Genomic DNA, 23,762 nt, shown 5'->3' with positions numbered 1-23,762 from the left:
TACTATCTAAACTACCAAGTTAATATAATATTATTATAAAAAGTAATACTTTAAATATCGTAAAATTTATGCTTAACACTATATACAGCAAGTCCTTGCCTACTTTTTACGTTTAATTTATTAAATAAACTTTCTCGGTATCCATCTATAGTTTTAGGGCTTAGATGCATTTTATTTGCAATCTCTTTGTAAGTTAAATCTGTACATACATATTTTAAAAATTCTTTCTCCCTGTTCGATAACTGAGACTTGTCGCTTTTAAAGTTTTCTTTATTTTCTTTCACATCTAACGTATTGTAATAATATCCCTTTTTATCTACATCATCCAAAGCTATTTTTAGTGTCTCTAAATCAATATTTTTCAATAGATATCCTCTACAGCCATAACTTAACATTTTGAGTAAAGTATTTTCATCACTTGCCATAGTAAGGGCGAGCACCTTTAAACTTGGAAAATTACTTTTAAGCCATTCCATTGTAGCAACACCGTCTAAAATAGGCATTCTAACATCTAACAAAACGATATCAGGAACTATTAATTTTTTCTTGAGAAAATCTTGAAGTTCCTTTCCGTTTTTAAATAAATGCAATACCTCATATTCTTTATAAGTATTTATAACTTCTTTTAAAGATTGACCAAAAAGAATATGATCGTCTACAATAACGATTGATTTACTCATAATATATATAGGCTAAGTAGATTTTGGTATAACAAAGATAAATAAGTACAATTACGACGCCAAAGCTTTTAACGTTCAATTAGCTGTATAATAAAGGCTATCAAGGATCTTATAAGTAATTGAATCAAATTATTAAACTAGTATTTAGAAAATTGTTTGAATTGTAGATATCTATTAATAAGACATAATTTAGTTATAAATAATGCACTAAATTAATAAAAAATCCAAATTCATTATTCTTTAAAAAATTGCTTTTTAATTCAATTTTAATCAATGCTTAAAATTGATTCATTAAAATAAATTCACTTTTTAACAATTTTCACATGATTTTATGATAATTATTTAATTTTTAGGGGGTTTTTCCCCTTGAAAACGTTGGAGTATTAACCTACTTTTGAAGTATCATTTTAGTTAGCTAAGGTGTTTTGGGGCAAAAAAGTGTCGCTGAATTGTGAAGTAATTCTGAGTAGGGTCTTTATTACTTCGTTAAACATTCATTCGGCACTTTTTTATTTTACAATAAATCGAATTTTATCCGTAGTAAATTTTTGTGCTAATCTGCACAAACTACTCTCGCTTACCTGTAAAATACGAGGATATCCTCCTGTTGTTTGGCAATCTCTCATTAAAATTATTAATTTTCCAGATGGTGTTAATTGTATTGTACCGGGTAAAACACCTCCTGTTATTATTGGCTCCAAATTATTTAAAAGAACTTCCTCTAGCTGGTAAGCCATACGGTTGTTATTTTTTCCTATGTGGAAAATCTGGTTTTCAATAAATAATTGCTGATTTCTATCTAATTTATGATACTCAGGACCCGGAAAAACTTCAATTTGTTCATTCTTTAAATACATATTTTCATAAATTATTGAAGAATGCGTTTGTACCAAATCGTTGGTAGTGGTTTCAAAATTAAGAATTGAGCCTTTAGCCAATCTTCCATAAGATGTAATCCCTTCATACCAACTTTTACTCCCAAATATTCCTTCAGTTTTAAAACCTCCAAATACAGAAAGATAACTTCTGGCGCCTTCCTTTTTTTGACCAAAACTTAAAACATCTCCCGTATCAACCACATGCACTTTATTATTATCTACTAACTTATCATTTAATTTTGGTGATAAATTTGCTCCCGATATTGCTATTTTTGTAGGATGATTAAATTTCAACTTCGGTCCCATAACTGTTATCTCTAAAACCGCATCATCTGCATTATTACGAAGTAACAAATTAGCAACTTTAGCGGCATATCTATCCAAAACACCACTACTAGGAACACCATATTTCAATAATCCGCTTCTCCCTAAATCTTGAATCGAAGTGTGAAGTCCAGGTTTAATAACGCTTAGTTCACCTATCATATTTAGTTGATTTTAATTGATATTGCTGTTGCTTTACTTTCTCTTTAATATCTTTATATTCTGCTATTGAAACTGGGAAAAATTTTATAAAATCTCCAGCCTGAATTGGTGAAGGAACTTCTTTACTTTTATCAAAAAAATCAATAGGACAATTCCCAATAATTTGCCAACCACCGGGACTTTCTTGTGGATAAATACCTGTTTGTTGCTCTCCAATTCCTACGGCTCCTTTTTCGATTTTTAATCGGGGTTGTGATTTTCTAGAAATATGAAGTTTTTTATTTAAACCTCCTAAGTATAAAAAACCAGGTAAAAAACCCATAAAATACACACGATATAAAGCTTGCGTATGTAGTTTAATAATGTCTGATACAGCAATGTGATTTGTGTTACTGATATAGTCCAAATCTATACCAAACTGTGCATCATAACAAACTGGGATTTCAAAAATAGTTTGTTCTTTTTTTTGTTTTGTATTATAAGTTATCCCAGCGAGTAGCTTTTTTAAGTCTTTAAAATCACTTTCAATATTTATAAGTTCAGAATTATACAAAACCAAAATTTCACGGTATGAATTACTGATTTCTACATTCTTATCTTTATAAAATCGTTTTAATTTCTCTTGAATATATAAAATTTCATCTAAAAGTGCTTCGCTTATTTTCGGTGTAAATTGAATGAGAATAGATTGTTCTCCTAGTTTAGAAATCTTCGGATAAGTACTATCCATAGTATTAAATTATAATATTTTTTTCAGCAAATTTTTTGTGTAAGTATTGCAATATTTCTACTGAATTTGGAGTATCACTATGCAAACAAAATGTGTTAGCATGGCAATCTAATTTATGATTATTTATAGTTGTAATTGAATTTAATAGCACCATTGAAGATAAGTGGTTTAAAACAGTATTTTTATCTGTTATAACAGCATTTTCTTCAGATCTAGGTACTAGCTGATAATTATCTAAATAATTTCTATCTGCAAAAGCTTCTATAACGACCGATAGTTTCCCAAATGCTTCTGAAGCTAATACTGATTCTTGTGGAGCATAAAGAAGTAGAGAATCATCTATAGTACAAATTGCATCTATAATAATTTTAGCAATCTCAGAATTTTTAGCTGCATCGTTATATAAAGCTCCGTGTGGTTTTACATGAGATAAAGTACCACCTTCTGCCTCTACTAACTGTTTTAGACTCAAAATTTGTGCAACTAAACTAGTTTTCAAATCTTCTAAATCAATTTTGATAGACTGACGACCAAAATTCTCTTTATCAGGGTAAGAAGGGTGAGCTCCTATTTTAACTTTATAGTCTAAAGCTAAACTAATAGTTTTTTGCATAGTTTCTAAATTACCTGCATGACCTCCACAAGCAATATTACAACTAGAAATTAAGGGCATTAGTTCTACATCGTAATTACCGCCTTCACCAAGATCACAATTAATATTGATTGTTTCCATAGTTTATTTTAGTAATTCTAAATATAATTTTTTTGTAGAATTAAGAAAGCTTTTTAAAAGGGCATTTAATAAAACTTGCTAAACTACTTCTTTGTATTTAATGCGTAAATAGCAAAAGTAGCTAACCAATGTCCACCTTCGTAAGAATCGTTTACAACATTAGAAAATGAATGGGAAATATGCCTATTTGCAAGTGTTTTTAAATGTCCAAATTGATCAGGATACTGATTTGCCAGACCATACAAAACCCATCCTCTGCTAAAGTTAAGTCCATCTAAATGTACTAATTTCCCATCTTCTCTATCCGATACAATTCCGGGCTCTAGGTCATAATCTGTATTCATTAAGTCAGGCATAAAATCCTTAATCCATAGTATAAAGGCATTTTTCGGCATTGTTTTTCGCATTATATCTATCTCTTCCAAACATGGCGACAAAAAATCGTAACCGCTAGGTTCCCAACCTATAGGGCAATTATCATCTTCTAAATAAAAACTATTTGCACGTTTCGATATCAGATTTTGAAACTCTTTATTATCTGTAGTTACTGCATAATCAAAAGCGAAACTTAACGAAAATGCGGTATTTGTATGTTCCCCTACTCGAATTGGATATTTTAGTTTTGGTAAAAATTCCGAAAATTGATTTACAATATAATTGGTTAAAGGTTGCAAATTTTGGTCTAACTCAGTTGCAAGTGGATCTTCCCAAGTTTTTATTTCTTCAGCTAGTTTTAAAAGCCATGCCCATCCATAAGTTCGCTCGAAACTAATTTCTGATGGACGCTTAAAATAAGCCAATTCAGCCTGTATATTTTCTGCTGAAAGTGATTTTTTTAGTAAACTTCTTACTTGCTCTGCTTGTTTTAAATCTGGATAATTTTTTAATAATGACACTAAGGACCAATGACCATGAACTGAGCTGTGCCAATCAAAACAACCATAAAAGGCAGGATGTAAATTCTTTGGAGTATCTTGGTCGCTATTTTTTTGTAAAGTTTGCCCTGGCTTATTAGGAAATTCTCTACCAATACACTCTAAAGGTAATTTTGCCAGTCGATTTGCTTCCTTTAAAGTAAGCATTATTGGCTCTTCTTCTGTTAGTTCTAAAAAATCAGAATTTTGATCTTTTGAAGTAAACTCTGTAATTGTATCTTTTTTGGTTGGTTGAGTAGTACGTGTTTTTTCATTTTTGCAGCTCGCAATAATACCCGAAAAACATAAAACGAGAAGTAATTTTTGCATTTTCATTAAAATAGTTAATTAAGAAGCAAAGTATTAAAATTATACACGTAACCATAATAAAATACTCCTAAAATTAGCCTAACCAACCCTCTCTATCCAAACTTCTGTATTGTATTGCTTCGCCTACATGAGAAGGCTGTATTTGGCTACTTTCTTCTAAATCTGCAATGCTTCTTGCTACTTTTAGAATACGATCGTAAGCTCTAGCTGATAATTGTAATTTTTCCATTGCCTTTTTTAAAAGCGAAAGCCCTTCAGTATCTAACTCGCAAAACTTTGCTAATTGCCTAGTTCCCATTTGTGCATTATAGTGAATATTCTCCTCTTCTTTAAATCGAATAGTTTGTAATTCCCTTGCTTTAGCAACTCGCTTTCTAATTTCAATACTACTTTCTCCTTTTCGCTTCGCACTTAATTTATCAAAAGGAACAGGAGTTACTTCAATATGAATATCGATTCGATCTAAAAGCGGACCGCTAATTTTATTCAAATAACGTTGAATTTCGGTTGGTGATGAAGTTAAGGGAGAATCAGGATCGTTAAAATACCCACTTGGGCTAGGATTCATACTAGCTACCAGCATAAAACTAGAGGGATAAGTTACTGTAAATCGAGCTCTAGAAATAGTTACTTCCCTATCTTCTAAAGGTTGCCGCATAACCTCCAATACACTTCGTTTAAACTCCGGCAATTCATCTAGAAATAATACTCCATTATGAGAAAGAGATATTTCGCCTGGTTGCGGATAAGCACCACCTCCAACTAAAGCTACATCTGAAATTGTATGATGTGGGCTCCGGAAGGGTCGATAAGTCATTAAGCCATTATGATTCTGAATTTTTCCAACAACGCTATGAATTTTAGTTGTTTCTAAAGCTTCATGCAAAGTCATGGGAGGTAAAATAGATGGTAACCTTTTAGCTAGCATTGTCTTACCTGCTCCGGGCGGACCTACAAGTATAATATTGTGACCTCCTGCAGCTGCTACTTCCATACAGCGCTTAATTGATTCTTGCCCTTTTACATCTGCAAAATCAAATTCTAACTGGTTTAAATTATTGTAAAACTCCTGCCTGGTGTTAATTATGACAGGTTCTAACGGATATTTTTTATTAAAGTGATTGCAAACTTCGGATATATTATCGACACCAAAAACCGACAATTCTGAAACTATTGCAGCTTCTTTTGCATTTTGTTTAGGTAGAATGAAATGCTTAAATCCTTCTTGTTTTGCTTTTATAGCAATAGGGAGAGCTCCTTTGATGGGTTTTAAACTTCCATCAAGAGATAACTCTCCCATTATTATATATTCTGAAATATTATTGGCCTTAATCTGGCCTGAAGCAGCTAAAATCCCTATAGCAAAAGTAAGATCGTAAGCAGAGCCTTCTTTTCGAAGATCGGCCGGAGCCATATTTATTATAATCTTCTTACCAGGAAACTTGAAGCCATTATTTTGAAGTGCAGCGGCAATCCTAAAACTGCTCTCTTTTACTGCATTATCGGGTAATCCTACTAAATGATAGCCAATACCTTTGTCGATATTTACCTCAACTGTAATGGTTGTTGCTTCTACACCAAATACGGCACTTCCATAAATTTTCACTAACATTTAAAAGAGTATTTCTTTTAAATTTAGCAAATACGATAATATAGAGTGTTTATTTTGAACCTATTAACACATTTTTACGATAATAATCTACAATACCATCGATTGGTCTTCTTACGATATTTCCAATTTCAATACCGTATGGTTGAAGAACTGCTCGAATAATATCTTCACTAAAAAATGCAATAGAACCAATAAAATGTACAGGTACAGTACGACATTCTTTATATGGTAATACTCTAGATTTTATAAAATCTTCTAAACCTTCGTGTACTAGTTTATAGAAGTATCCATTTCTTTCGTTTGTGAAAATAAATTCTGCGAAAGATGCTAAATACGTATTTGGATTTTCTTGCTGATAGATATTACGTTTAATTTCGTCACTATCTAATACAAATTTTTCTTCAAATTTAACAACCAATTCTGGAGGCATTCTTTTATAGAAATAATCTCTAATTAGTCGTTTTCCGAAGTAATTTCCACTAGCTTCATCCATTAAAACGTAACCTAAAGAAGCTACTTCTTGATGAATGTCTTTACCGTCGAAATAACAAGAATTAGAACCTGTTCCTAAAATACAAACTATCCCTGGCTGATCTGTTGCAGCATATACTGCAGCTACCATGTCTTCTTTAACTAAAACATCATCAGCATTTGTAAAAAAGTTTGCTATTATTCCTGCTAAACGGCTACTTGGCTTTTCAGTTCCACAACCAGCTCCGAAAAAATGCACACGTTGAACTTGATCTTTAACTTCCCTTAAATCAGCATTTTCTTCAATACGCTGTTCTAAAACTAATTCGGGAAAAACCGCAGGGTTTAGACCTTTTGTACGGGTCTTAAAAACTTTCTCCCCTTCGGCGTTTAATAAAATCCAGTCGCACTTTGTAGAACCACCATCTGCTATTAGTATCATTTAATATAGTATTGATTAGGAGAAAAAAAAAGCCTAAAAAATCATGCTCAAATTCAGCAAAACTGAATAAACCACATGTTTTTTTAGGCTTAGTTAAGTTTATAGAGAAGCAATATGTACTGCTAAGTCTATTAATTTTGCTGAATAACCATATTCGTTATCATACCAAGAGATTAATTTGAAGAAATTATCGTTTAATGCGATACCTGCTCCAGCATCAAAGTTAGAAGTATGTGGATTAGACACATAATCTTGAGATACTACTGCTTCTTCTGTATAAGAAATTACTCCTTTGTAATCTCCTTCTGCAGCTTTTTTGAATGCAGCTTTAATTTCTTCATAAGAAGTTGCTTTTTCAGTTTTCACTGTAAGATCTACTACAGATACATCAGTAGTTGGAACTCTAAAAGCCATACCTGTAAGTTTTCCTTTTAATGAAGGAATAACTTTAGTTACTGCTACTGCTGCTCCTGTTGAACTAGGAATGATATTAGCCATAGCACTTCTTCCTAATCTATAGTTTTTTCTAGATGGAGAATCTACCGTGTACTGAGTAGAAGTACTTGCGTGTACTGTAGTCATTAATCCTTCTACTAAACCAAACTCATCATCGATAACTTTTGCAAGTGGCGCAAGGCAGTTTGTAGTACAAGATGCGTTAGAAACGATATTTTGATCTGCAGTTGCTTCTTTATGGTTAACTCCCATAACGAACATTGGTGCAGTTTTAGAAGGTGCAGAGATTGCAACTTTTTTGGCTCCAGCTTTAAGGTGAGCATCTGCATTATCTAAGTCTGTGAAAATTCCTGTACATTCTAATACAACGTCTACTCCAATGTCAGACCATTTTAAATCTGCAGGATTTTTTTCAGCAGTTACTCGTATTGTTTTCCCGTCTACTACAAGACTTCCGTCTTTTACTTCAACAGTTCCTTTATAATTACCGTGAACAGAATCGTATTTTAAAAGGTAAGCTAAATGATCTACATCTAATAAATCATTAATACCTACTACTTCTACTTTATCACTTTGAGCTGCAATTCTAAAAGCGATACGTCCTATACGTCCAAAACCGTTAATTCCAATTTTTGTACTCATGTTTCTATTTTTAAATTTAAACTGAAGTGATGTTTGCCACCCTTCTTAATTCTTTATCATATTTTGCTTCGCCATCAATGGCATCTTTAAGCGGTACTCGAACAACTTTTTGATGATTTAGACCTATCATTATTTTAGAATCGCCTTCTAACAATGCTTCTACTGCTCCTACTCCTAATTTGCTCGCAAGAACTCTATCGAAACAACTTGGCGATCCTCCACGTTGTGTGTGGCCTAAAACTGAAACTCGAATATCGTAACCTTCCATATGGCTACCTACATATTCAGCTAGTTCGAAAATATTTTTACCACTCTTTTCCCCTTCGGCTACGACAATGATACTGGAGAGCTTTCCGGCTTCTCGGCTTCTTTTTAGTGATTCAATCAAGCGTTGTAAACCATCGGTTTCCTCCGGAACTAAAATTTCCTCAGCTCCAGCACCAATTCCACTATTAAAAGCTATATCTCCTGCATCTCTACCCATAACCTCGATAAAGAATAATCGGTTATGAGAACTGGCCGTATCTCTAATTTTATCTATGGCATCAATTGCAGTGTTAAGTGCTGTATCATAGCCTAATGTAAAATCTGTTCCACTGATGTCATTATCTATTGTTGCAGGAATACCTACTATAGGTAAGTCAAATTCCTGACTAAAATACACACCACCTGTAAAGGTACCATCTCCGCCAATTAATACCAAAGCGTCGATGTTATTTTTTGTTAATTGCTCGTATCCTCTTTTTCTACCTTCTTTGGTTTTGAAATCCATGGAACGAGCTGACTTTAAAAAAGTACCTCCCTTATTTATAATATTACGTACAGATCTGGCATTTAACTCTTCAAAATCACCTTCCATTAAACCTTGGTAACCTCGATAAATACCTACACAATCTATTTTGTAATATTTACAAGCTCTAACTACCGCTCTAATTGCGGCATTCATACCAGGTGCATCCCCACCTGATGTTAATACGCCTATTTTTTTTATCTTGTTTGCCATTACCTCAAAGCTATTTTAATTCTCAAATAAAACCTAATTTATTAAAAAACTAAATCGATTTCGGTTAATAACTAATAAAAACAGCGCAAAAAAGGGGCTGTTTTTATCAAATTAATAATTTATATATTATTTTATTAAAATTTTATATTCCCAAGCATTAAATCTTATTTTTTTTCCTTTTTTAAGAACGAAATCTTTTTCGTTATTTAAATAATCAATAAAATCACCTTCTATACTAACAGTAAATGATCTAGTTTCGTCTGTTAAATTTCCGATAAAAAATATACTCTTATTTCCTTTTTTTCGCTGAAATGAGAAAATAGATTCCTCATCAGAATTTTGAATTTCGATAAATTCCGCTGGTGTTTTTGATCCATCTAAAGCAGGATTTTCATTTTTGAGTTCACCTAATTTCGATAAAATTGGCCAGAATTTATTTTTTTGATGCGGAATGGTATCTTTTTCAAAAAAGCGAAGACGTTTTTGCATATCATATTCCTGTCCACTATAAATTAAAGGTATACCTGGCAGCGTAAAGGTTAAAGCTGTCATTACTTCAGCAGCATCTCCCATTCTTTCTTTAACCGAACCATTCCAACTATTTTCATCGTGATTGGTTACAAAATTCATTAGATAATCATCGTCCTCGTAAGTAGAATCGATCTTTTTCATATAATCGCTTAAATCCTTAGCATTTTGTTTTCCTTGCGCAATTGCATTTAAAATATGATGTCCTTCCCAATTATATCCCATATCGAAAGCTTCTTTAAAGAGATCTTTATCTTCAGATTCTGCTAGCATAAAAATTGGTTTAACCTTTTTAAGGTCCTTTACGGCAAACTCCCAAAATTCGGTTGGTACTTCTCCAGCAACGTCACATCTAAATCCATCGATATTTTGTATCTCCACCCAATAGCGCATATCTTTCCGCATTTCCTTCCAAAGCTCTTTATTATCGTAATTTAGATCGGCTACATCATCCCATCCCCAACTTTCACCGGTTTCAGAATTTATAGGATCTATAATTTCACCATCCTCATTTTGGGTGTAAAATTCAGGATGCTCTTTTATCCAAACATGATCCCATCCGGTATGGTTCGCTACCCAATCTAAAATAACGTACATTCCGTTTTCATGTGCGGTTTTAACTAATTCCTGAAAATCTTCTAAAGTTCCAAATTCAGGGTTAATACCCGTATAATCTGAAATTGCATAATAACTCCCCAAGATCTTTTCACGTTCTACTGGATCTTCTATATCCTCTGCAAATCGGCCATCTGCTGCTTTTCGTTTTACTGAAGATATTGGGTAAACCGGCATTAGCCAGATCACTTTTACACCCAACTCTTTTAGCTGCGGAATATCCTTAGTGAACTCATTAAAAGTACCTTCTGGCGAATACTGACGGATATTCGCTTCATAAATAACCGATTGTCCCAAAATGCTATCATTTATAGGGGCTAATTTTTGAGCTTTTTCGTCTTGAATTTTAACCTGCTTTCCTGAAGTTTCATTTTTACAGGCTGCAAGCATAGAAACTGCAAGCGCCGCTATTATAAATCTTTTCATTTTTATTGAAGTTGAATTAACATTGCATCTTGTGCAGCGATACTTAATTTTTTGTTTAGTGAAATGTTTTCTCCAGAAATAATTTCTTTTCCAGATGTTGAATTTTGAATTCCCTCAACATACTTCATTAAATCTAAAGTCTGTTCTTCAGCACTATTATTGATAACAACCATCACTCGGTTTTCATCATTATATCTGAAATACACATATACATTATTTTCAGGCAAAAACTGAAGCATCTTACCAAATTGTAATACTTCATTTTCATTTCTGAAATTCAGCAGTTTTGAAGTTAAATCGAAATATTTAGCTTGAGTTTCATTTCTTCCTTCCGCAGTAAAAGCCGATTGCTCATCGCCTTCCCAACCACCGGGAAAATCCTGACGAATCGCTCCATCACCTTTGCCTTTATCGCCTCGCATTCCTATTTCATCTCCATAATACAATTGCGGAGTACCTCGCACCGTAGCAATCATTGTCATTGCCATTTTGTATTTTTGATAGTCACCATCATAAATTTCATTAAATCTACCAGTATCGTGATTTCCCATAAACACCAATAAATTATCGGTATTGGCATATAAAAAATCATTTACAAAATTCTCATAAGCTTTAATCATCCCTCGATCCCAGCTAGCATTCTGCTCATGAAACATCGATGTCATGGCATCATGTAAAGTGAAATCCATCACCGATGGTAAATTAGAATTGTAATCCTGAATTGCACCTATAGGGCTATCTTTTTGCCAGTAGCTAATTTGTGCCTGATCGTGCATCCAAACTTCCCCAACAATATTAAAATATGGATATTCATCCATTATCGCTTTTGTCCATTTTGCGATCCCTTCTTTATCATTATAAGAATAGGTATCTACACGAAAACCGTCTAATCCTGAATATTCGATCCACCAAATAGCATTCTGAATCAAATAATTAAGTACCAACGGATTACTTTGATTTAGATCAGGCATTGTTCCTGTAAACCAACCATCTACACAATATTTAAAATCACGTGCTGATTTGTGCGGATCGTATTGCGTAGTCATTCTATAATTAGAATTTTCGTAACCCGGGAATTGGTGTACCCAATCGTAAGTTGGTAAATCTTTAATCATCCAATGCTCACCTCCCCAATGGTTGGTTACATAATCCATTATTAGCTTCATATCTTTTTTATGAAGCTCATCTGCTAAGCGCTTATAATCTTCGTTAGTTCCGTAACGCGGATCGATTTTATATACATCGCTTTGCGCATAGGTATGATAAGAATAACCGGCATCATCATCGGCCAATAAAGGGGTGCTCCAAAGTGCTGTAACGCCCAGATTCTCTAAATAATCTAAATGATCGATCACCCCCTGAATATCGCCACCGTGACGACCACCTTGTTTAGAGCGATCGGCTTTTTCTTGCATTTCTCTAGAAGAATCATTTTCTGGATTTCCATTAGCGAAACGATCGGGCATAATTAGATAAATTGCATCACTCGCATCAAAACCTTCACGAAGTGCCGAACCTGCAGCTCGTTCTTTTAACTCAAAAGTTTTTTTGATGTCTTTCTTTCCTTTTTTACTAAAGGTAAACTCATAATTTCCCGCAGGAAGTGCTGAAGAATTTATTGTTACAAATACATAATTTGGATTCTCGGTTTTTCGAATATTATTGATGATTAGATCATCTTCTGAAGAAACTTGATAAGTACCGATATTTTTTCCGTAGAACATAATCTGAAGTTCTTCCAAATTCATATTACTCCACCAAAAAGGTGGTTCCATTTTATCGATTTGCGCTTGTAACACTCCTGAAAATAATAGCAAGAGGACAACAAGACTATGGGTTATTTTATTTTTCATTTTGTATGTTTTATTTAGATTTCTGAAGTAGAGATATTATAATTTCAACTTTAATGAAGCGATTTTAAAATACTATCCCGGATCAAGTCCGGGATAGTATTTTAAATTTCATTTATAAGAATATCTATTATTTAAAAGAACTATTTTTTTTCGAAAATACTTATCGCATAACCTCCACCCGGTGCTGAAGTCATTTTTAAAGTAGTTCGATTAGTTACTGTTCTTTTAGTAATTTTATACGCCTGTGGATTGGTTTTGTAATCAGCATCTTTAGCATCAGCGTAAATAATTGCCTCATATTTTTTTCCATCTTTTAAGAAATCAAGCTTAATTTTTGACGTTCTTGATTCATTTCCGTTTACATTTCCTACAAACCAATTTCCGGTTCCTTTTGCTTTACGAGCAACTGTAATATAATCTCCCGGTTCAGCTTCTAAATACAGACTCTTATCCCAATCTACCGCTACATCTTTTATAAATTGAAAAGCATCAGGAAAACGCTTATAATTTTCAGGAAGATCGGCTGCCATTTGTAATGGACTATACATGGTTACATACAACGCTAATTGATTCGCTATTGTAGCATTTAAATGAGAATTGTTATCTGGATTCAGTTTGCTAATATCCATTTCAAAAATTCCCGGTGTATAATCCATAGGGCCGCCAATTAGTCGTGTAAATGGTAAAATAGTCACGTGATTAGGTTTAGAGCCTCCAAAAGCTTGATATTCGGTTCCTCTAGCCGATTCATTTCCAATCAAATTTGGCCAAGTTCTGCGTAAACCAGTTGGACGCACTGCTTCGTGAGCATTTACCATAATATGATAATCTGCAGCTTTTTTAACTGCATATAAATAATGATTCACCATCCACTGCCCGTAATGAGTTTCGCCACGTGGAATAATATCGCCTACATAACCGCTTTTTACCGAATTGTAACCATATTTTTTCATAAACTGGTAAGCAGTATCTAAATGACGTTCGTAATTTCTTACGGAACCTGATGTTTCGTGATGCATCATCATTTCCACACCTTTAGATTTTGCGTATTGCTGAAGTTCTTCTACATCAAAATCGGGATATGGAGTTACAAAATCGAATACATAATCTTTTGATTTCCCAAACCAGTCTTCCCAACCTTCATTCCATCCTTCGACTAAAACCGCATCAAAACCATTTTCTGAGGCAAAATCGATATATTCCTTTACATGTTTTGTATTGGCCGCATGAGTTCCGTTAGGCTTCACTTTAGAAAAATCGGTTTCACCCAACTTAACAGATGGTAACTCATCAGTATACGACCACGTGCTTTTACCGGTAATCATTTCCCACCAAACACCAATATATTTAATAGGTTTTATCCAAGAAGTATCTTCAATTTTATTAGGCTCGTTTAAATTCAAAGTAATGTTTGAAGCTAAAATATCACGTGCATCATCACTCACCATAATTGTTCTCCAAGGTGAAACTGCTGGTGCCTGAATATAGCCTTTGTTACCTTGTGCGTCTGGAGTTAACCAAGACTCAAAAATTAAATTTTCATCATCTAAGTTTAAACTCATTAACGAATAATCTTTTAAAGCAGCTTCGTGTAGATTAATATACAAACCATCTTTAGTTTTCATCATTAAAGCGGTTTGTACTCCGGTTTTAGAAAACTGTGTTTGTGAAGCATTAGAAGTTACTGCTCCATCAAAATTATCACGTATTTCGGTTAATTTGGATTTTGTATAATCGTATTCCTGTGTATCATAATCTCCGGGAATCCAATACGCCGTATGATCGCCCGTCATTGCAAATTGCGTATGCTCTTCTTTGATGACGAAATACACTAAATTTTCTTGCTCCGGAAATTCATATCGAAAACCCAATCCGTCATTGAATAACCGAAACCTAATTATCATTTTTCGATTTTCTGAAGGCTGATTTAAAGTAACTGCCAATTCATTATAATGATTTCTAATTTCAGACTGTTCTCCCCAAACCGGTTTCCAGGTTTCATCAAAAGTTGATGTTTTAGTATTTTCAATTTCAAAAGAATCTAATAATGATTTTTTATCATCTTTAAGTTCTAAACCTAATGTACTGGGTTTTATAACTTCTTCGCCCTTATAAAACAACTGATAACTTGGTGTTCCGTCTTCTTTTAAACTGAATTTCATCTTAAGATCACCATCAGGAGATTCTAACTCCTGAGCTTGTAATCCTAAAACCGAAAGAAAAACTGTTATTACTGCTATAATATTTTTCATCTATAAAAATTTAAAAAATGTACTGAGTAAGCACTTTTAGCTATTTACGGTGTTTTGTACTTTAACCGCTTCCCCGTTTAATAATACGGTCATTGGCTCATTTCCATCTACAGAAAAAGTAGTATCATTTTTACCAATATTGATCTTTAGAATCTGGTTTCTGAAATTGACCTTAAAACTAAAACTTTTCCACTGTCTTGGCAATTTTGGTGTAAACGATAATTTATCATTCACCACGCGCATACCTCCAAAACCTTCTACAATACTCATCCAAGTTCCCGCCATACTGGTAATATGGCAACCTTCCTTAACTTCGTGATTATAATCATCCAGATCTAATCGCGATGTTCTTAAATAAAAAGTATAAGCCTGTTCCATTCTACCCAATTTCGCTGCCTGAATGCTATGCACACAAGGAGACAAAGATGATTCATGTACAGTAATAGGTTCGTAGAAATCAAAATGTTTTTTCAGGTTTTCTTCAGAAAAATGATCTTCAAAGAAATAGAATCCCTGAAGTACATCAGCCTGTTTAATGTAGCAGCTTCTTAAAATGCGATCCCAACTCCAATTTTGGTTAATGGGACGCTGCCTTTTGGTAAGTGTACTCACCGGCTCAATTTCCTTGTCTAAGAAACCATCTTGCTGAAGATACACTCCAAATTCTTCAGAATATGGGAAATACATATTTTCAGCTACATCATTCCATTTGGCAATTTCTTCAGTTTCCAAATTAGTTTTAGCCATAATTCGAGTATAATCTTCAGCATATTCCGCTTTAATTTTCTCGATATTTTCGATACAATATACGATACACCATTTCGCTAAATAATTGGTATACCAGTTATTGTTCACATTATTTTCATATTCGTTTGGACCGGTAACTCCAAGAATTACATATTTATTCTTGTCTTTACTAAAATTTGCTCGCTGTTGCCAGAACCTTGCGATGGCAATCATCACTTCTAGTCCCATTTCTGGCACATAACTATAATCATCAGTAAAGCGAACATAATTGTAAATGGCAAAAACCATTGCTCCGTTTCGGTGAATTTCCTCAAACGTGATTTCCCATTCGTTATGGCTCTCCTCTCCATTCATCGTGACCATTGGATAAAGCGCCGCACCATTAGTAAACCCTAATTTTTGTGCATTTTCTTTTGCTTTTTCTAAATGATTGTAACGATAAGTTAGTAAATTCCGAGCGACCTGCTGATCTTTGGTCGCCATGTAAAACGGAATACAATACGCCTCGGTATCCCAATAAGTACTTCCGCCATATTTCTCGCCAGTAAATCCTTTTGGACCAATATTTAATCGTTCGTCTTTTCCTAAATAGGTTTGATTTAGCTGAAAAATATTAAAACGTATTCCCTGTTGTGCTTTTACATCACCATCGATAGTAATATCGGCCATTTCCCAGATCTGCGCCCAGGCTTCTTTTTGCTCCTGAAGTAATTGTGCGAAACCAGAAATTGTAGCTTTACTAAGCACATTTTTAGCCGCTTCAATTAATGAATCTCTTTGGTGATTCATATCGGTTACATAACCTGCATATTTTTGAAGCGCAATTTTCTCTCCCTTATTCACTTTTACCGAATACGAAATACTTACCTGATCATCAGCTTTTTCTACTTCACCTTCAACCTGAATTTTTTCTCCACCTATAGTAATTTCAGATTGCATATAGGCACCTACATGATATTCGGTTTTCAAAGTTTTAGAAACAACAAAAGCCTGATTATTTTCAGCCTCAATTTCTAAAGTCTGCCAGAAACGCTCTTCCCAATTCGCATCTCTATTGGTAATCCCACCATCCAAATATGGCATAAATTTTATAACAGCATCGCTGTTTAGAACCTCAACTTCATAATTTATAGCACCTAATTCATCATCTACTATAGAAAGGAAACGAGTTGCCGTAACTTTTATTTCAAGATCATTTGGCATCACCGCAACAAAACTTCTTTGGTGATAACCTTCTTTCATATTTAGTTCACGCACAAAATCTTTTACCTCTTTACAGGTGTGTAAATCTAAAGCTTCATTATTTACACTAACATTAATTCCTATCCAGTTTGGCGCGTTTAGTACTTTAGCGAAATATTCCGGATAGCCGTTTTTCCACCATCCTACTTTTGTCTTATCGGGGTAAAAAACACCAGCGATATAATTTCCTTGAAAAGTATCGCCAGAGTACTGCTCTTCAAAATTGGCACGTTGCCCCATGGCTCCGTTACCAATACTGAATAAACTTTCAGAAGATTCGACATGTGTAGCATCGAAACCTTCTTCTATAATGGACCATGCATCTGATTTAATATAATCCTGATTCATTGTTGATATTATTTATTTTTTGAGGATTTTTTTAAAAAATTCGATCGAGATTTCAGTAAAATCATTGAAGATATAATTAGCTTCAAAAAGTGTTTTTTCTTCACCAATGCCAATACTAAGCATCCCTCCTCGATTAGCAGCTTCGATACCGGCTACGGCATCTTCAAAAACGATACATTGTTCGGGATTTCGTTGTAAACGTTTAGCAGCAATTAAAAAAACTTCCGGATCTGGTTTAGCTTTACTTACATCGGTACCATCAACAATAGCGGTAAAACTATTTTTCAGGTGTATTTTCTCTAAAATATGTTTGGCATTTTTACTGGCAGAACCTAATGCGTAGGGAATGTTATTTTCTTTGAGAAAATCTAATATTTTTTGTACACCAGGAAGAATCTCAGATTCATCCATTTTATCGATATAGGATAGATAATTATCATTCTTCAATTTCATTTGGTGATTGAATTCTTCTTCTGATAATTCTTTATTTCCCCAATTCAATATTTTTTTTAAAGATTCTACTCGGCTTACTCCTTTTAATTCTTCATTTTGAGCTTTAGTGAAATCGAAACCCAAATCGTTAGCTAGTTTTCTCCATGCCAAAAAATGATATTTAGCAGTGTCTACAATCACGCCATCTAAATCAAAAATGACTGCTTTTTCAGTATTCATAATAATATCTTCTTTTTAGTATTTATTTAATCTTCGCTATCGGTAATGCGAAGGGTTAAAATAGCGGCAATAAAAAAGGCAATACCGCTTGTCATTAACGCATAGATAGGATTGCCTCCATATAGATATTTCACTAATGGGCCACCTATAAGCGCATTGATTATTTGAGGAATTACAATGAAGAAATTAAAAATCCCCATATAGACTCCCATTTTTCGGGGAGGAATAGAACCTGCTAATATTGCATAAGGCATAGCTAAAATACTTGCCCAAGCAATACCGATTCCTACCATGCTTAATATCGCCCAATTTTCATTAGGCATAATATAAATAGATAGTAAGCTAATCCCTCCAATAACTAATGAAACAATATGTGTTTTTTTACGACCAATTTTTTTGGCGATAACCGGTAAAAAAAATGCAAAAATTGCTGAAACAGCATTGTACACTCCAAACAATATTCCCACCCAATCTCCAGCATCTTGGTAAGTTTCACTACTAGAATCGGAAAGTGGTAATCCGTAAATGTGATGTGCAATAGCTGGTGTGGCATACACCCACATTCCAAACAACCCAAACCAAGAAAAAAATTGCACCCAACTAAGCTGACGCATTGTATGTGGCATTTTTACAAAATCGGTAAAAATATCAGTGATTTTGGATTGTTCTTCTTTAGCTACTTCATCTTCTCCGCCATTATCTTCAAATGCTGCTAATTCTTCCGGGCTATACTCTTTAGTGCTAAAAACTGTAATTAGAATACTGATTAGTAAAACTGCAGCTCCTAATATAAAAGAGACTACTAAATTTAATGGAATTTCTCCTTCTGCAGCTCGGTTAGTTATACCAAACCAATTAGTAAGTGCATAAGGTAACCAAGAGCCAACTACGGCTCCAATCCCAATTAATACGGTTTGAATACTAAATCCCAGTGTCCGCTGGTCACTTGGTAAATTGTCGGCTACTAATGCTCTAAAGGGTTCCATGGCAACATTAAAAGATGCATCCATAATCATAAGCATTCCAGCACCAACCCATAACGAGGGAAGCATAGCAGTAAAAAGACCGGCATTAGGCATTAAAATTAATCCTATAGCGGCCAATATCCCACCCGCCATAAAAAACGGACGGCGTCTACCCAACTTGGTCCAAGTACGATCACTATAATATCCAATAATTGGTTGAATGATCAAACCGGTAAGCGGAGCTACAATCCAAAACCAGGAGAGATGTTCTACCTCTGCACCAAAAACTTGTAGAATTCGGCTTGCATTAGCATTTTGCAGTGCAAAGCCCATTTGAATTCCCAAGAAACCGAACGTCATGTTCCATATTTCCCAGAAACTTAATTTGCGTTTTTGCATATCGTTCTTTTAAAAGATTACGATAAGCACGAAGACTTATCAAAACTTATTTTTAGGTAGGAAGTAAAAATATAAGTTTTGAAAGTTTATTTATTTTGAGGGTAAATATAAGCGATTTCTATTAATTATGAGTATGATTTTATTTATTTGTTGACTCTCTTTCCACTAATCCCGTTTCGATAATTATGGTTTTATAGGAATCTTCTTCAGTAGATTTAGTTTCTAATCGTTCAATCAAAAGCCTTGCTGCTTCTTCGCCCATTCGGCTTCCGTGCTGACTAATAGTTGTTAAACTTGGTATAAACCGTTTTGATAATTCGCCATCGGTAAAACCGATCACCTGAACATCAGCAGGAACAGAAAGACCTTTTTTCTGAATGGCTCGAACTGCAGCAACGGCAAAATGTTCGTTAACTGCAAAAATACCATCAACTGTTGTTTGTTCAATAAAAGATGAAATTTCTTCATCTATATCATCGATATTCTCTATTTTCAAGATATTTTTTTCATCAATATTAAATCCATTTTTTTTCAAAGATTCTATGTAACCTTTAGTCCGTAATTTACCAACGCTTATATAATCTACTGTTGAGATTATTCCAATATTTTTACAGCCTTTATCTATTAAAAATTGGGTAGCTTTTTTGGCTCCTATTACATCATCAATAATCACTTTATCTGACGGAATTTCCTCTACAGACCTGTCAAAAAGCACTAATGGCATTCCCTGATTTACAACCTCGGTTAAATGATGATAATCGCCCTTTTGCATGGTTTCCTTAGCAACAGAAAGTATAAATCCGTCTATACTCCCATTGGCTAACATCTCCATATTTAGCACCTCTTTGTCAAAACTATTATCAGAAAGGCAAATTAATACACTATACCCTTTTTCGTTAGCTACTCTTTCTATCCCACTAATTACAGTTGTAAAAAAATGATGTACAATTTCAGGAATTACAACCCCTATAGTTTTAGTTTTTCGATTTTTTAAACTTAAGGCAATGTTATTTGGCTTATAGTTATATAATTTAGCAAAAGCTTGAACTTTTTTTCGAGTATCTTCCCCAATATCTGGGCTATCTCGTAAGGATTTAGAAACAGTAGAGATAGAAACTTCTAACTCTCTGGCAATTTGCTTTAAGGTTAATTTTGGTTTCATAAAATAGTTTTCTGCCTAAGTACTTTCGGATTTATATTCAAAAATAAGAATTTCAGTGCCCTTTCTTATCAATACTTTAATTAAAAACGAAAAGAATTAAAAAAGTTGTCAACACTACAACGTTGTAGTCTCATTATTTTACGATATTCTCAAAAAAAAATGAAATAATTTATATAATTTTAATCTCAGGAAGTAAAAATATAAGATTTAACAAGTAAAATTCAATACTGAAATTTATGAGAACTATTACTAAAGGAATAATAGGGTTACTTTGCTTGTTGCCGATTCAATTCTTTGGACAGGAACAAGTCTCTGGAACAGTTACAGAATCGGCTACAGGAATGCCAGTACCTGGAGCGAATGTAATTGTAAAAGGAACATCTAATGGAACGATAACAGATTTTGATGGTCTATACACTATCGAAAACCTTGTAGTCGGAGACACTATTGCCTATTCATTTTTAGGATTCGAGACTAAAGAAGTAGAATTTACAGGGCAGAAACAGATTAATATATTATTAGAAGAAAATCAATCTCAATTAGATGAAGTTGTAGTGGTAGGTTACGGAACCATACGTAAAAAAGATGCTACTGGAGCTGTTAATCAAATCTCTACTGAAGATTTTAATAAAGGACAGGTTAATACAGCCAGTCAGCTTATAACTGGTAAAATTGCTGGTGTAAATGTCACCTCTGGTGGTGGTGCACCCGGCGAAGGCCAAAATATTAATATTCGGGGTGTGGGTTCTTTATCTTTAGATAGCTCTCCTTTATTTGTTGTTGATGGAATTCCATTAAATAACGAAAGTATAGGAGGATCTCGAAACCCTTTGGATTTTATTAACCCGAATGATATTGAAAGTATGACGGTTTTAAAAGATGCCTCTGCTACTGCTATTTATGGTTCTAGAGCTGCCAATGGCGTCATCATGATTACTACTAAAAGAGGTAAAGGCCAAGATTTTAAATTCAATTATTCTAGCTCAACTACATTATATAGACCTACTGACTACGTAGATGTTTTGGATGCTAATCAATTTAGAGATCTTGTTAACAAAGTCGGAAATGAATCGGCTATTGGATTATTGGGAGATGCAAACACAAATTGGCAAGATCAAATTTATAAAGATGCTATTGGTTTTGAGCATAATTTAAGCACAACTGGTAATATTGGAGGTTTTATGCCAACTCGAGCATCAATAGGTTATACTGACCAAGATGGGGTGTTAGATTCTGATAATTTTTCTAGAACCACGGCTTCTGTAAGCTTACGCCCTTCTTTTATGGATGGTCATTTAAAAATAGCTGTAAATGCTAGAGGAATGTATACTGAAAATACTTTTGCCAATAAAGATGCTATTGGTGCTTCGGTAGACTTTGATCCTACTCAAAATATTTACGATGAAGCCTCTCCATTTGGCGGGTATTACACCTGGTTAAATTCAGATGGATATCAGCAAAATTTAGCTCCTACCAATCCGGTTGCTTTATTACGCTTAAAAGATGATACCTCAGAGATTAGACGTTTCATAGGAAATACTAAAGTAGATTATCGATTCCATTTTTTCCCTGAGTTAACTGCAACGGTTAATATTGGTTTAGACAAAACCAATAGCCATGGTCGAGTAATTACTTCTAAGGAAATGCCTTCTTCTAATACAGATTGGAATGGTTCTTTTACAAACTATCAAAACGAATCTACCAATAAACTATTAGATGTCTACCTTACTTATGATAAGGACATTAACGACAAAAATAATTTAAAAGTAGTTGCTGGATATTCGTACCAAAGTTTTGAAACGCACAAGTTTGATTATAATAGTCTACAAGAAAAAGACGGATTAAATCCAAATACTGTAAATAAATATAAGAGTGTTTTGCTATCATATTTTGGTCGTGCCAATTATAATTTTGATGATCGGTATTTAGTTACTGCAACATTACGTGCTGACGCTTCCTCAAAATTAAATCCGGATGATAGATGGGGATACTTCCCTTCAGTAGCTGTAGGATGGAATATTAATAATGAAACCTTTTTCAATTCAAAAGCTATAAGTCAATTAAAACTTCGTGTGGGTTACGGAGAAATCGGAAACGTAAACGGATTAGGAGATTATAAATTTTTAACTCGATACCAAAAAAGTATCGCTGGTGCTGATTATCAATTAGGCAACAATTATTACCAAACATATCGCCCTGAACCTACCAATAAAAACTTGCGCTGGGAAGTAGGAAACACCTTGAATGCAGGTATCGACTATGGCTTTTTTGATAACAGAATTTCAGGATCTGTAAACGTTTACATGAAAAAAACGCAAGACTTAATTAGTAATGTAACGGTAGATCCTTTTACCAATTTTTCAAACAGAATTGAAAGTAATATTGGGGATATGGAGAATAAAGGAATTGAATTTGAATTAAATGTAATTCCTATCCAAACAGAAGATTTTAAATGGAATATTGGTTTCAATATGGCATATAATAAGAATGAAATTACCAATCTACCCGACCAAGTTGAAAAGGGTGGAATAGACGGTGGTACTGGTAATACTGTACAATTACATAAAGAAGGATATTCTCCTTTTAGTTTCTGGGTATACAAACAGGTTTATAATGAAAACGGAAAACCTATTGAAGGGGCTTATGTAGATAGAAATGGCGACAACCAAATCACTGAAAAAGATAAGTATTTATATAAAGATCCGTATGCCAATGTTACAATGGGCTTAAACACAAATCTAAACTATAAAAACTGGGATTTAGCAGTAGTAACTCGAGCTAGCTTGGGTAATTACGCCTACAATAACATGGCTTCCAGTCGCTCATATGAAGATAAAGCTACTATAAATGGTATTTTAACCAACTTGCACAGCAATTATTATGCTACTGGTTTTAAAAAATTAACAGAGGCTAATTTGAGAAGTGATTATTACGTTCAAGATGCTTCTTTCTTTAAAGTTGATAACATTACACTAGGCTATACTTTCAATCAAATTTTCAAAGAATCTAGCTTACGTATTTATGGATCTGCTCAAAATGTATTAACTATAACCGATTACGATGGTTTAGATCCAGAAATTTATATAGGTGGTGATAATCCAACAACCGGTATCGATAATAATTTTTACCCAAGACCTCGAGTATATACTGTAGGTGTAACCCTTAATTTCTAAAAA

The 23,762-nt window shown here is 33.8% G+C and carries 17 protein-coding genes; 1 reads left to right on the top strand and 16 read right to left on the bottom strand.

Going from position 1 to position 23,762, the window contains the following annotated elements:
- Nucleotides 1–50: 50 nt before the first annotated feature.
- From ACN0WI_RS07980 to ACN0WI_RS07905, 16 genes are all read right to left on the bottom strand, one after another.
- Nucleotides 51–680, bottom strand: a complete 630-nt coding sequence (locus tag ACN0WI_RS07980; protein WP_417886149.1) for a response regulator — start codon at nucleotides 678–680, stop codon at nucleotides 51–53.
- A 509-nt stretch (nucleotides 681–1,189) separates the two neighbouring features.
- On the bottom strand, nucleotides 1,190–2,044 hold the full coding sequence (locus ACN0WI_RS07975; RefSeq protein WP_417886148.1) for a biotin-dependent carboxyltransferase family protein: 855 nt from the start codon (nucleotides 2,042–2,044) through the stop codon (nucleotides 1,190–1,192).
- Nucleotides 2,034–2,774: a 5-oxoprolinase subunit PxpB gene (pxpB, locus tag ACN0WI_RS07970; protein WP_417886147.1), complete on the bottom strand. Its 741-nt coding sequence runs from the start codon at nucleotides 2,772–2,774 to the stop codon at nucleotides 2,034–2,036. Before pxpB ends, ACN0WI_RS07975 begins: the two co-directional genes overlap by 11 nt.
- Before the next feature lie 4 nt (nucleotides 2,775–2,778).
- On the bottom strand, nucleotides 2,779–3,507 hold the full coding sequence (pxpA, locus tag ACN0WI_RS07965; protein ID WP_417886146.1) for a 5-oxoprolinase subunit PxpA: 729 nt from the start codon (nucleotides 3,505–3,507) through the stop codon (nucleotides 2,779–2,781).
- Between the two features lie 83 nt (nucleotides 3,508–3,590).
- Complete coding sequence (locus ACN0WI_RS07960; protein WP_417886145.1) at nucleotides 3,591–4,751, bottom strand: DUF2891 domain-containing protein; 1,161 nt, start codon at nucleotides 4,749–4,751, stop codon at nucleotides 3,591–3,593.
- Between the two features lie 73 nt (nucleotides 4,752–4,824).
- Nucleotides 4,825–6,363 carry a YifB family Mg chelatase-like AAA ATPase gene (locus ACN0WI_RS07955; protein ID WP_417886144.1) on the bottom strand — a complete coding sequence of 513 codons (1,539 nt, stop codon included), beginning with the start codon at nucleotides 6,361–6,363 and terminating at the stop codon, nucleotides 4,825–4,827.
- A 49-nt stretch (nucleotides 6,364–6,412) separates the two neighbouring features.
- The gene (locus ACN0WI_RS07950; RefSeq protein ID WP_417886143.1) at nucleotides 6,413–7,276 is read right to left on the bottom strand and encodes an N-acetylglucosamine kinase; all 864 of its coding nucleotides are present in this window, start codon (nucleotides 7,274–7,276) and stop codon (nucleotides 6,413–6,415) included.
- 99 nt (nucleotides 7,277–7,375) lie between these two features.
- Nucleotides 7,376–8,374, bottom strand: a complete 999-nt coding sequence (gene gap / locus ACN0WI_RS07945) for a type I glyceraldehyde-3-phosphate dehydrogenase (RefSeq protein ID WP_417886142.1) — start codon at nucleotides 8,372–8,374, stop codon at nucleotides 7,376–7,378.
- A 16-nt stretch (nucleotides 8,375–8,390) separates the two neighbouring features.
- Nucleotides 8,391–9,377 (bottom strand): 6-phosphofructokinase, encoded by a 987-nt coding sequence (pfkA, locus tag ACN0WI_RS07940; protein ID WP_417886141.1) that lies wholly within the window; start codon nucleotides 9,375–9,377, stop codon nucleotides 8,391–8,393.
- Between the two features lie 126 nt (nucleotides 9,378–9,503).
- The gene (locus ACN0WI_RS07935; RefSeq protein ID WP_417886140.1) at nucleotides 9,504–10,946 is read right to left on the bottom strand and encodes an alpha-amylase family glycosyl hydrolase; all 1,443 of its coding nucleotides are present in this window, start codon (nucleotides 10,944–10,946) and stop codon (nucleotides 9,504–9,506) included.
- A gap of 2 nt (nucleotides 10,947–10,948) precedes the next feature.
- Nucleotides 10,949–12,799 carry a glycoside hydrolase family 13 protein gene (locus ACN0WI_RS07930; RefSeq protein ID WP_417886139.1) on the bottom strand — a complete coding sequence of 617 codons (1,851 nt, stop codon included), beginning with the start codon at nucleotides 12,797–12,799 and terminating at the stop codon, nucleotides 10,949–10,951.
- 140 nt (nucleotides 12,800–12,939) lie between these two features.
- Entirely contained in the window at nucleotides 12,940–15,051 is a 2,112-nt protein-coding gene (locus ACN0WI_RS07925) for a glycoside hydrolase family 97 protein (protein ID WP_417886138.1), read from the bottom strand.
- 36 nt (nucleotides 15,052–15,087) lie between these two features.
- The gene (locus ACN0WI_RS07920) at nucleotides 15,088–17,388 is read right to left on the bottom strand and encodes a glycoside hydrolase family 65 protein (protein WP_417886136.1); all 2,301 of its coding nucleotides are present in this window, start codon (nucleotides 17,386–17,388) and stop codon (nucleotides 15,088–15,090) included.
- A 12-nt stretch (nucleotides 17,389–17,400) separates the two neighbouring features.
- The gene (gene pgmB / locus ACN0WI_RS07915; protein ID WP_417886135.1) at nucleotides 17,401–18,060 is read right to left on the bottom strand and encodes a beta-phosphoglucomutase; all 660 of its coding nucleotides are present in this window, start codon (nucleotides 18,058–18,060) and stop codon (nucleotides 17,401–17,403) included.
- Nucleotides 18,061–18,086: 26 nt separating this feature from the next.
- On the bottom strand, nucleotides 18,087–19,424 hold the full coding sequence (locus ACN0WI_RS07910) for an MFS transporter (protein ID WP_417886134.1): 1,338 nt from the start codon (nucleotides 19,422–19,424) through the stop codon (nucleotides 18,087–18,089).
- A 139-nt stretch (nucleotides 19,425–19,563) separates the two neighbouring features.
- On the bottom strand, nucleotides 19,564–20,586 hold the full coding sequence (locus ACN0WI_RS07905; protein WP_417886133.1) for a LacI family DNA-binding transcriptional regulator: 1,023 nt from the start codon (nucleotides 20,584–20,586) through the stop codon (nucleotides 19,564–19,566).
- 236 nt (nucleotides 20,587–20,822) lie between these two features.
- Between ACN0WI_RS07905 and ACN0WI_RS07900 the strand changes: the two genes are divergently transcribed.
- The gene (locus ACN0WI_RS07900) at nucleotides 20,823–23,759 is read left to right on the top strand and encodes a SusC/RagA family TonB-linked outer membrane protein (protein WP_417886132.1); all 2,937 of its coding nucleotides are present in this window, start codon (nucleotides 20,823–20,825) and stop codon (nucleotides 23,757–23,759) included.
- Nucleotides 23,760–23,762 lie beyond the last annotated feature (3 nt).

This window comes from Zunongwangia sp. (assembly GCF_048269745.1).
GTDB lineage: Bacteria > Bacteroidota > Bacteroidia > Flavobacteriales > Flavobacteriaceae > Zunongwangia.
Note: the sequence above shows the minus strand (reverse complement) of the source record. Positions and strands in the feature narration are given on the sequence as shown.

Bases quoted from the DNA above. Each gene is read 5' to 3' on its own strand.
- ACN0WI_RS07955 (WP_417886144.1), bottom strand. From the start codon at position 6,363: ATGTTAGTGAAAATTTATGGAAGTGCCGTATTTGGTGTAGAAGCAACA.
- pxpA (WP_417886146.1), bottom strand. From the start codon at position 3,507: ATGGAAACAATCAATATTAATTGTGATCTTGGTGAAGGCGGTAATTAC.
- ACN0WI_RS07980 (WP_417886149.1), bottom strand. From the start codon at position 680: ATGAGTAAATCAATCGTTATTGTAGACGATCATATTCTTTTTGGTCAA.
- ACN0WI_RS07950 (WP_417886143.1), bottom strand. From the start codon at position 7,276: ATGATACTAATAGCAGATGGTGGTTCTACAAAGTGCGACTGGATTTTA.
- pxpB (WP_417886147.1), bottom strand. From the start codon at position 2,774: ATGGATAGTACTTATCCGAAGATTTCTAAACTAGGAGAACAATCTATT.
- ACN0WI_RS07920 (WP_417886136.1), bottom strand. From the start codon at position 17,388: ATGAATCAGGATTATATTAAATCAGATGCATGGTCCATTATAGAAGAA.
- gap (WP_417886142.1), bottom strand. From the start codon at position 8,374: ATGAGTACAAAAATTGGAATTAACGGTTTTGGACGTATAGGACGTATC.
- ACN0WI_RS07900 (WP_417886132.1), top strand. From the start codon at position 20,823: ATGAGAACTATTACTAAAGGAATAATAGGGTTACTTTGCTTGTTGCCG.
- pfkA (WP_417886141.1), bottom strand. From the start codon at position 9,377: ATGGCAAACAAGATAAAAAAAATAGGCGTATTAACATCAGGTGGGGAT.
- ACN0WI_RS07960 (WP_417886145.1), bottom strand. From the start codon at position 4,751: ATGCAAAAATTACTTCTCGTTTTATGTTTTTCGGGTATTATTGCGAGC.
- ACN0WI_RS07930 (WP_417886139.1), bottom strand. From the start codon at position 12,799: ATGAAAAATAAAATAACCCATAGTCTTGTTGTCCTCTTGCTATTATTT.
- ACN0WI_RS07935 (WP_417886140.1), bottom strand. From the start codon at position 10,946: ATGAAAAGATTTATAATAGCGGCGCTTGCAGTTTCTATGCTTGCAGCC.
- ACN0WI_RS07975 (WP_417886148.1), bottom strand. From the start codon at position 2,044: ATGATAGGTGAACTAAGCGTTATTAAACCTGGACTTCACACTTCGATT.
- ACN0WI_RS07910 (WP_417886134.1), bottom strand. From the start codon at position 19,424: ATGCAAAAACGCAAATTAAGTTTCTGGGAAATATGGAACATGACGTTC.
- ACN0WI_RS07905 (WP_417886133.1), bottom strand. From the start codon at position 20,586: ATGAAACCAAAATTAACCTTAAAGCAAATTGCCAGAGAGTTAGAAGTT.
- ACN0WI_RS07925 (WP_417886138.1), bottom strand. From the start codon at position 15,051: ATGAAAAATATTATAGCAGTAATAACAGTTTTTCTTTCGGTTTTAGGA.
- pgmB (WP_417886135.1), bottom strand. From the start codon at position 18,060: ATGAATACTGAAAAAGCAGTCATTTTTGATTTAGATGGCGTGATTGTA.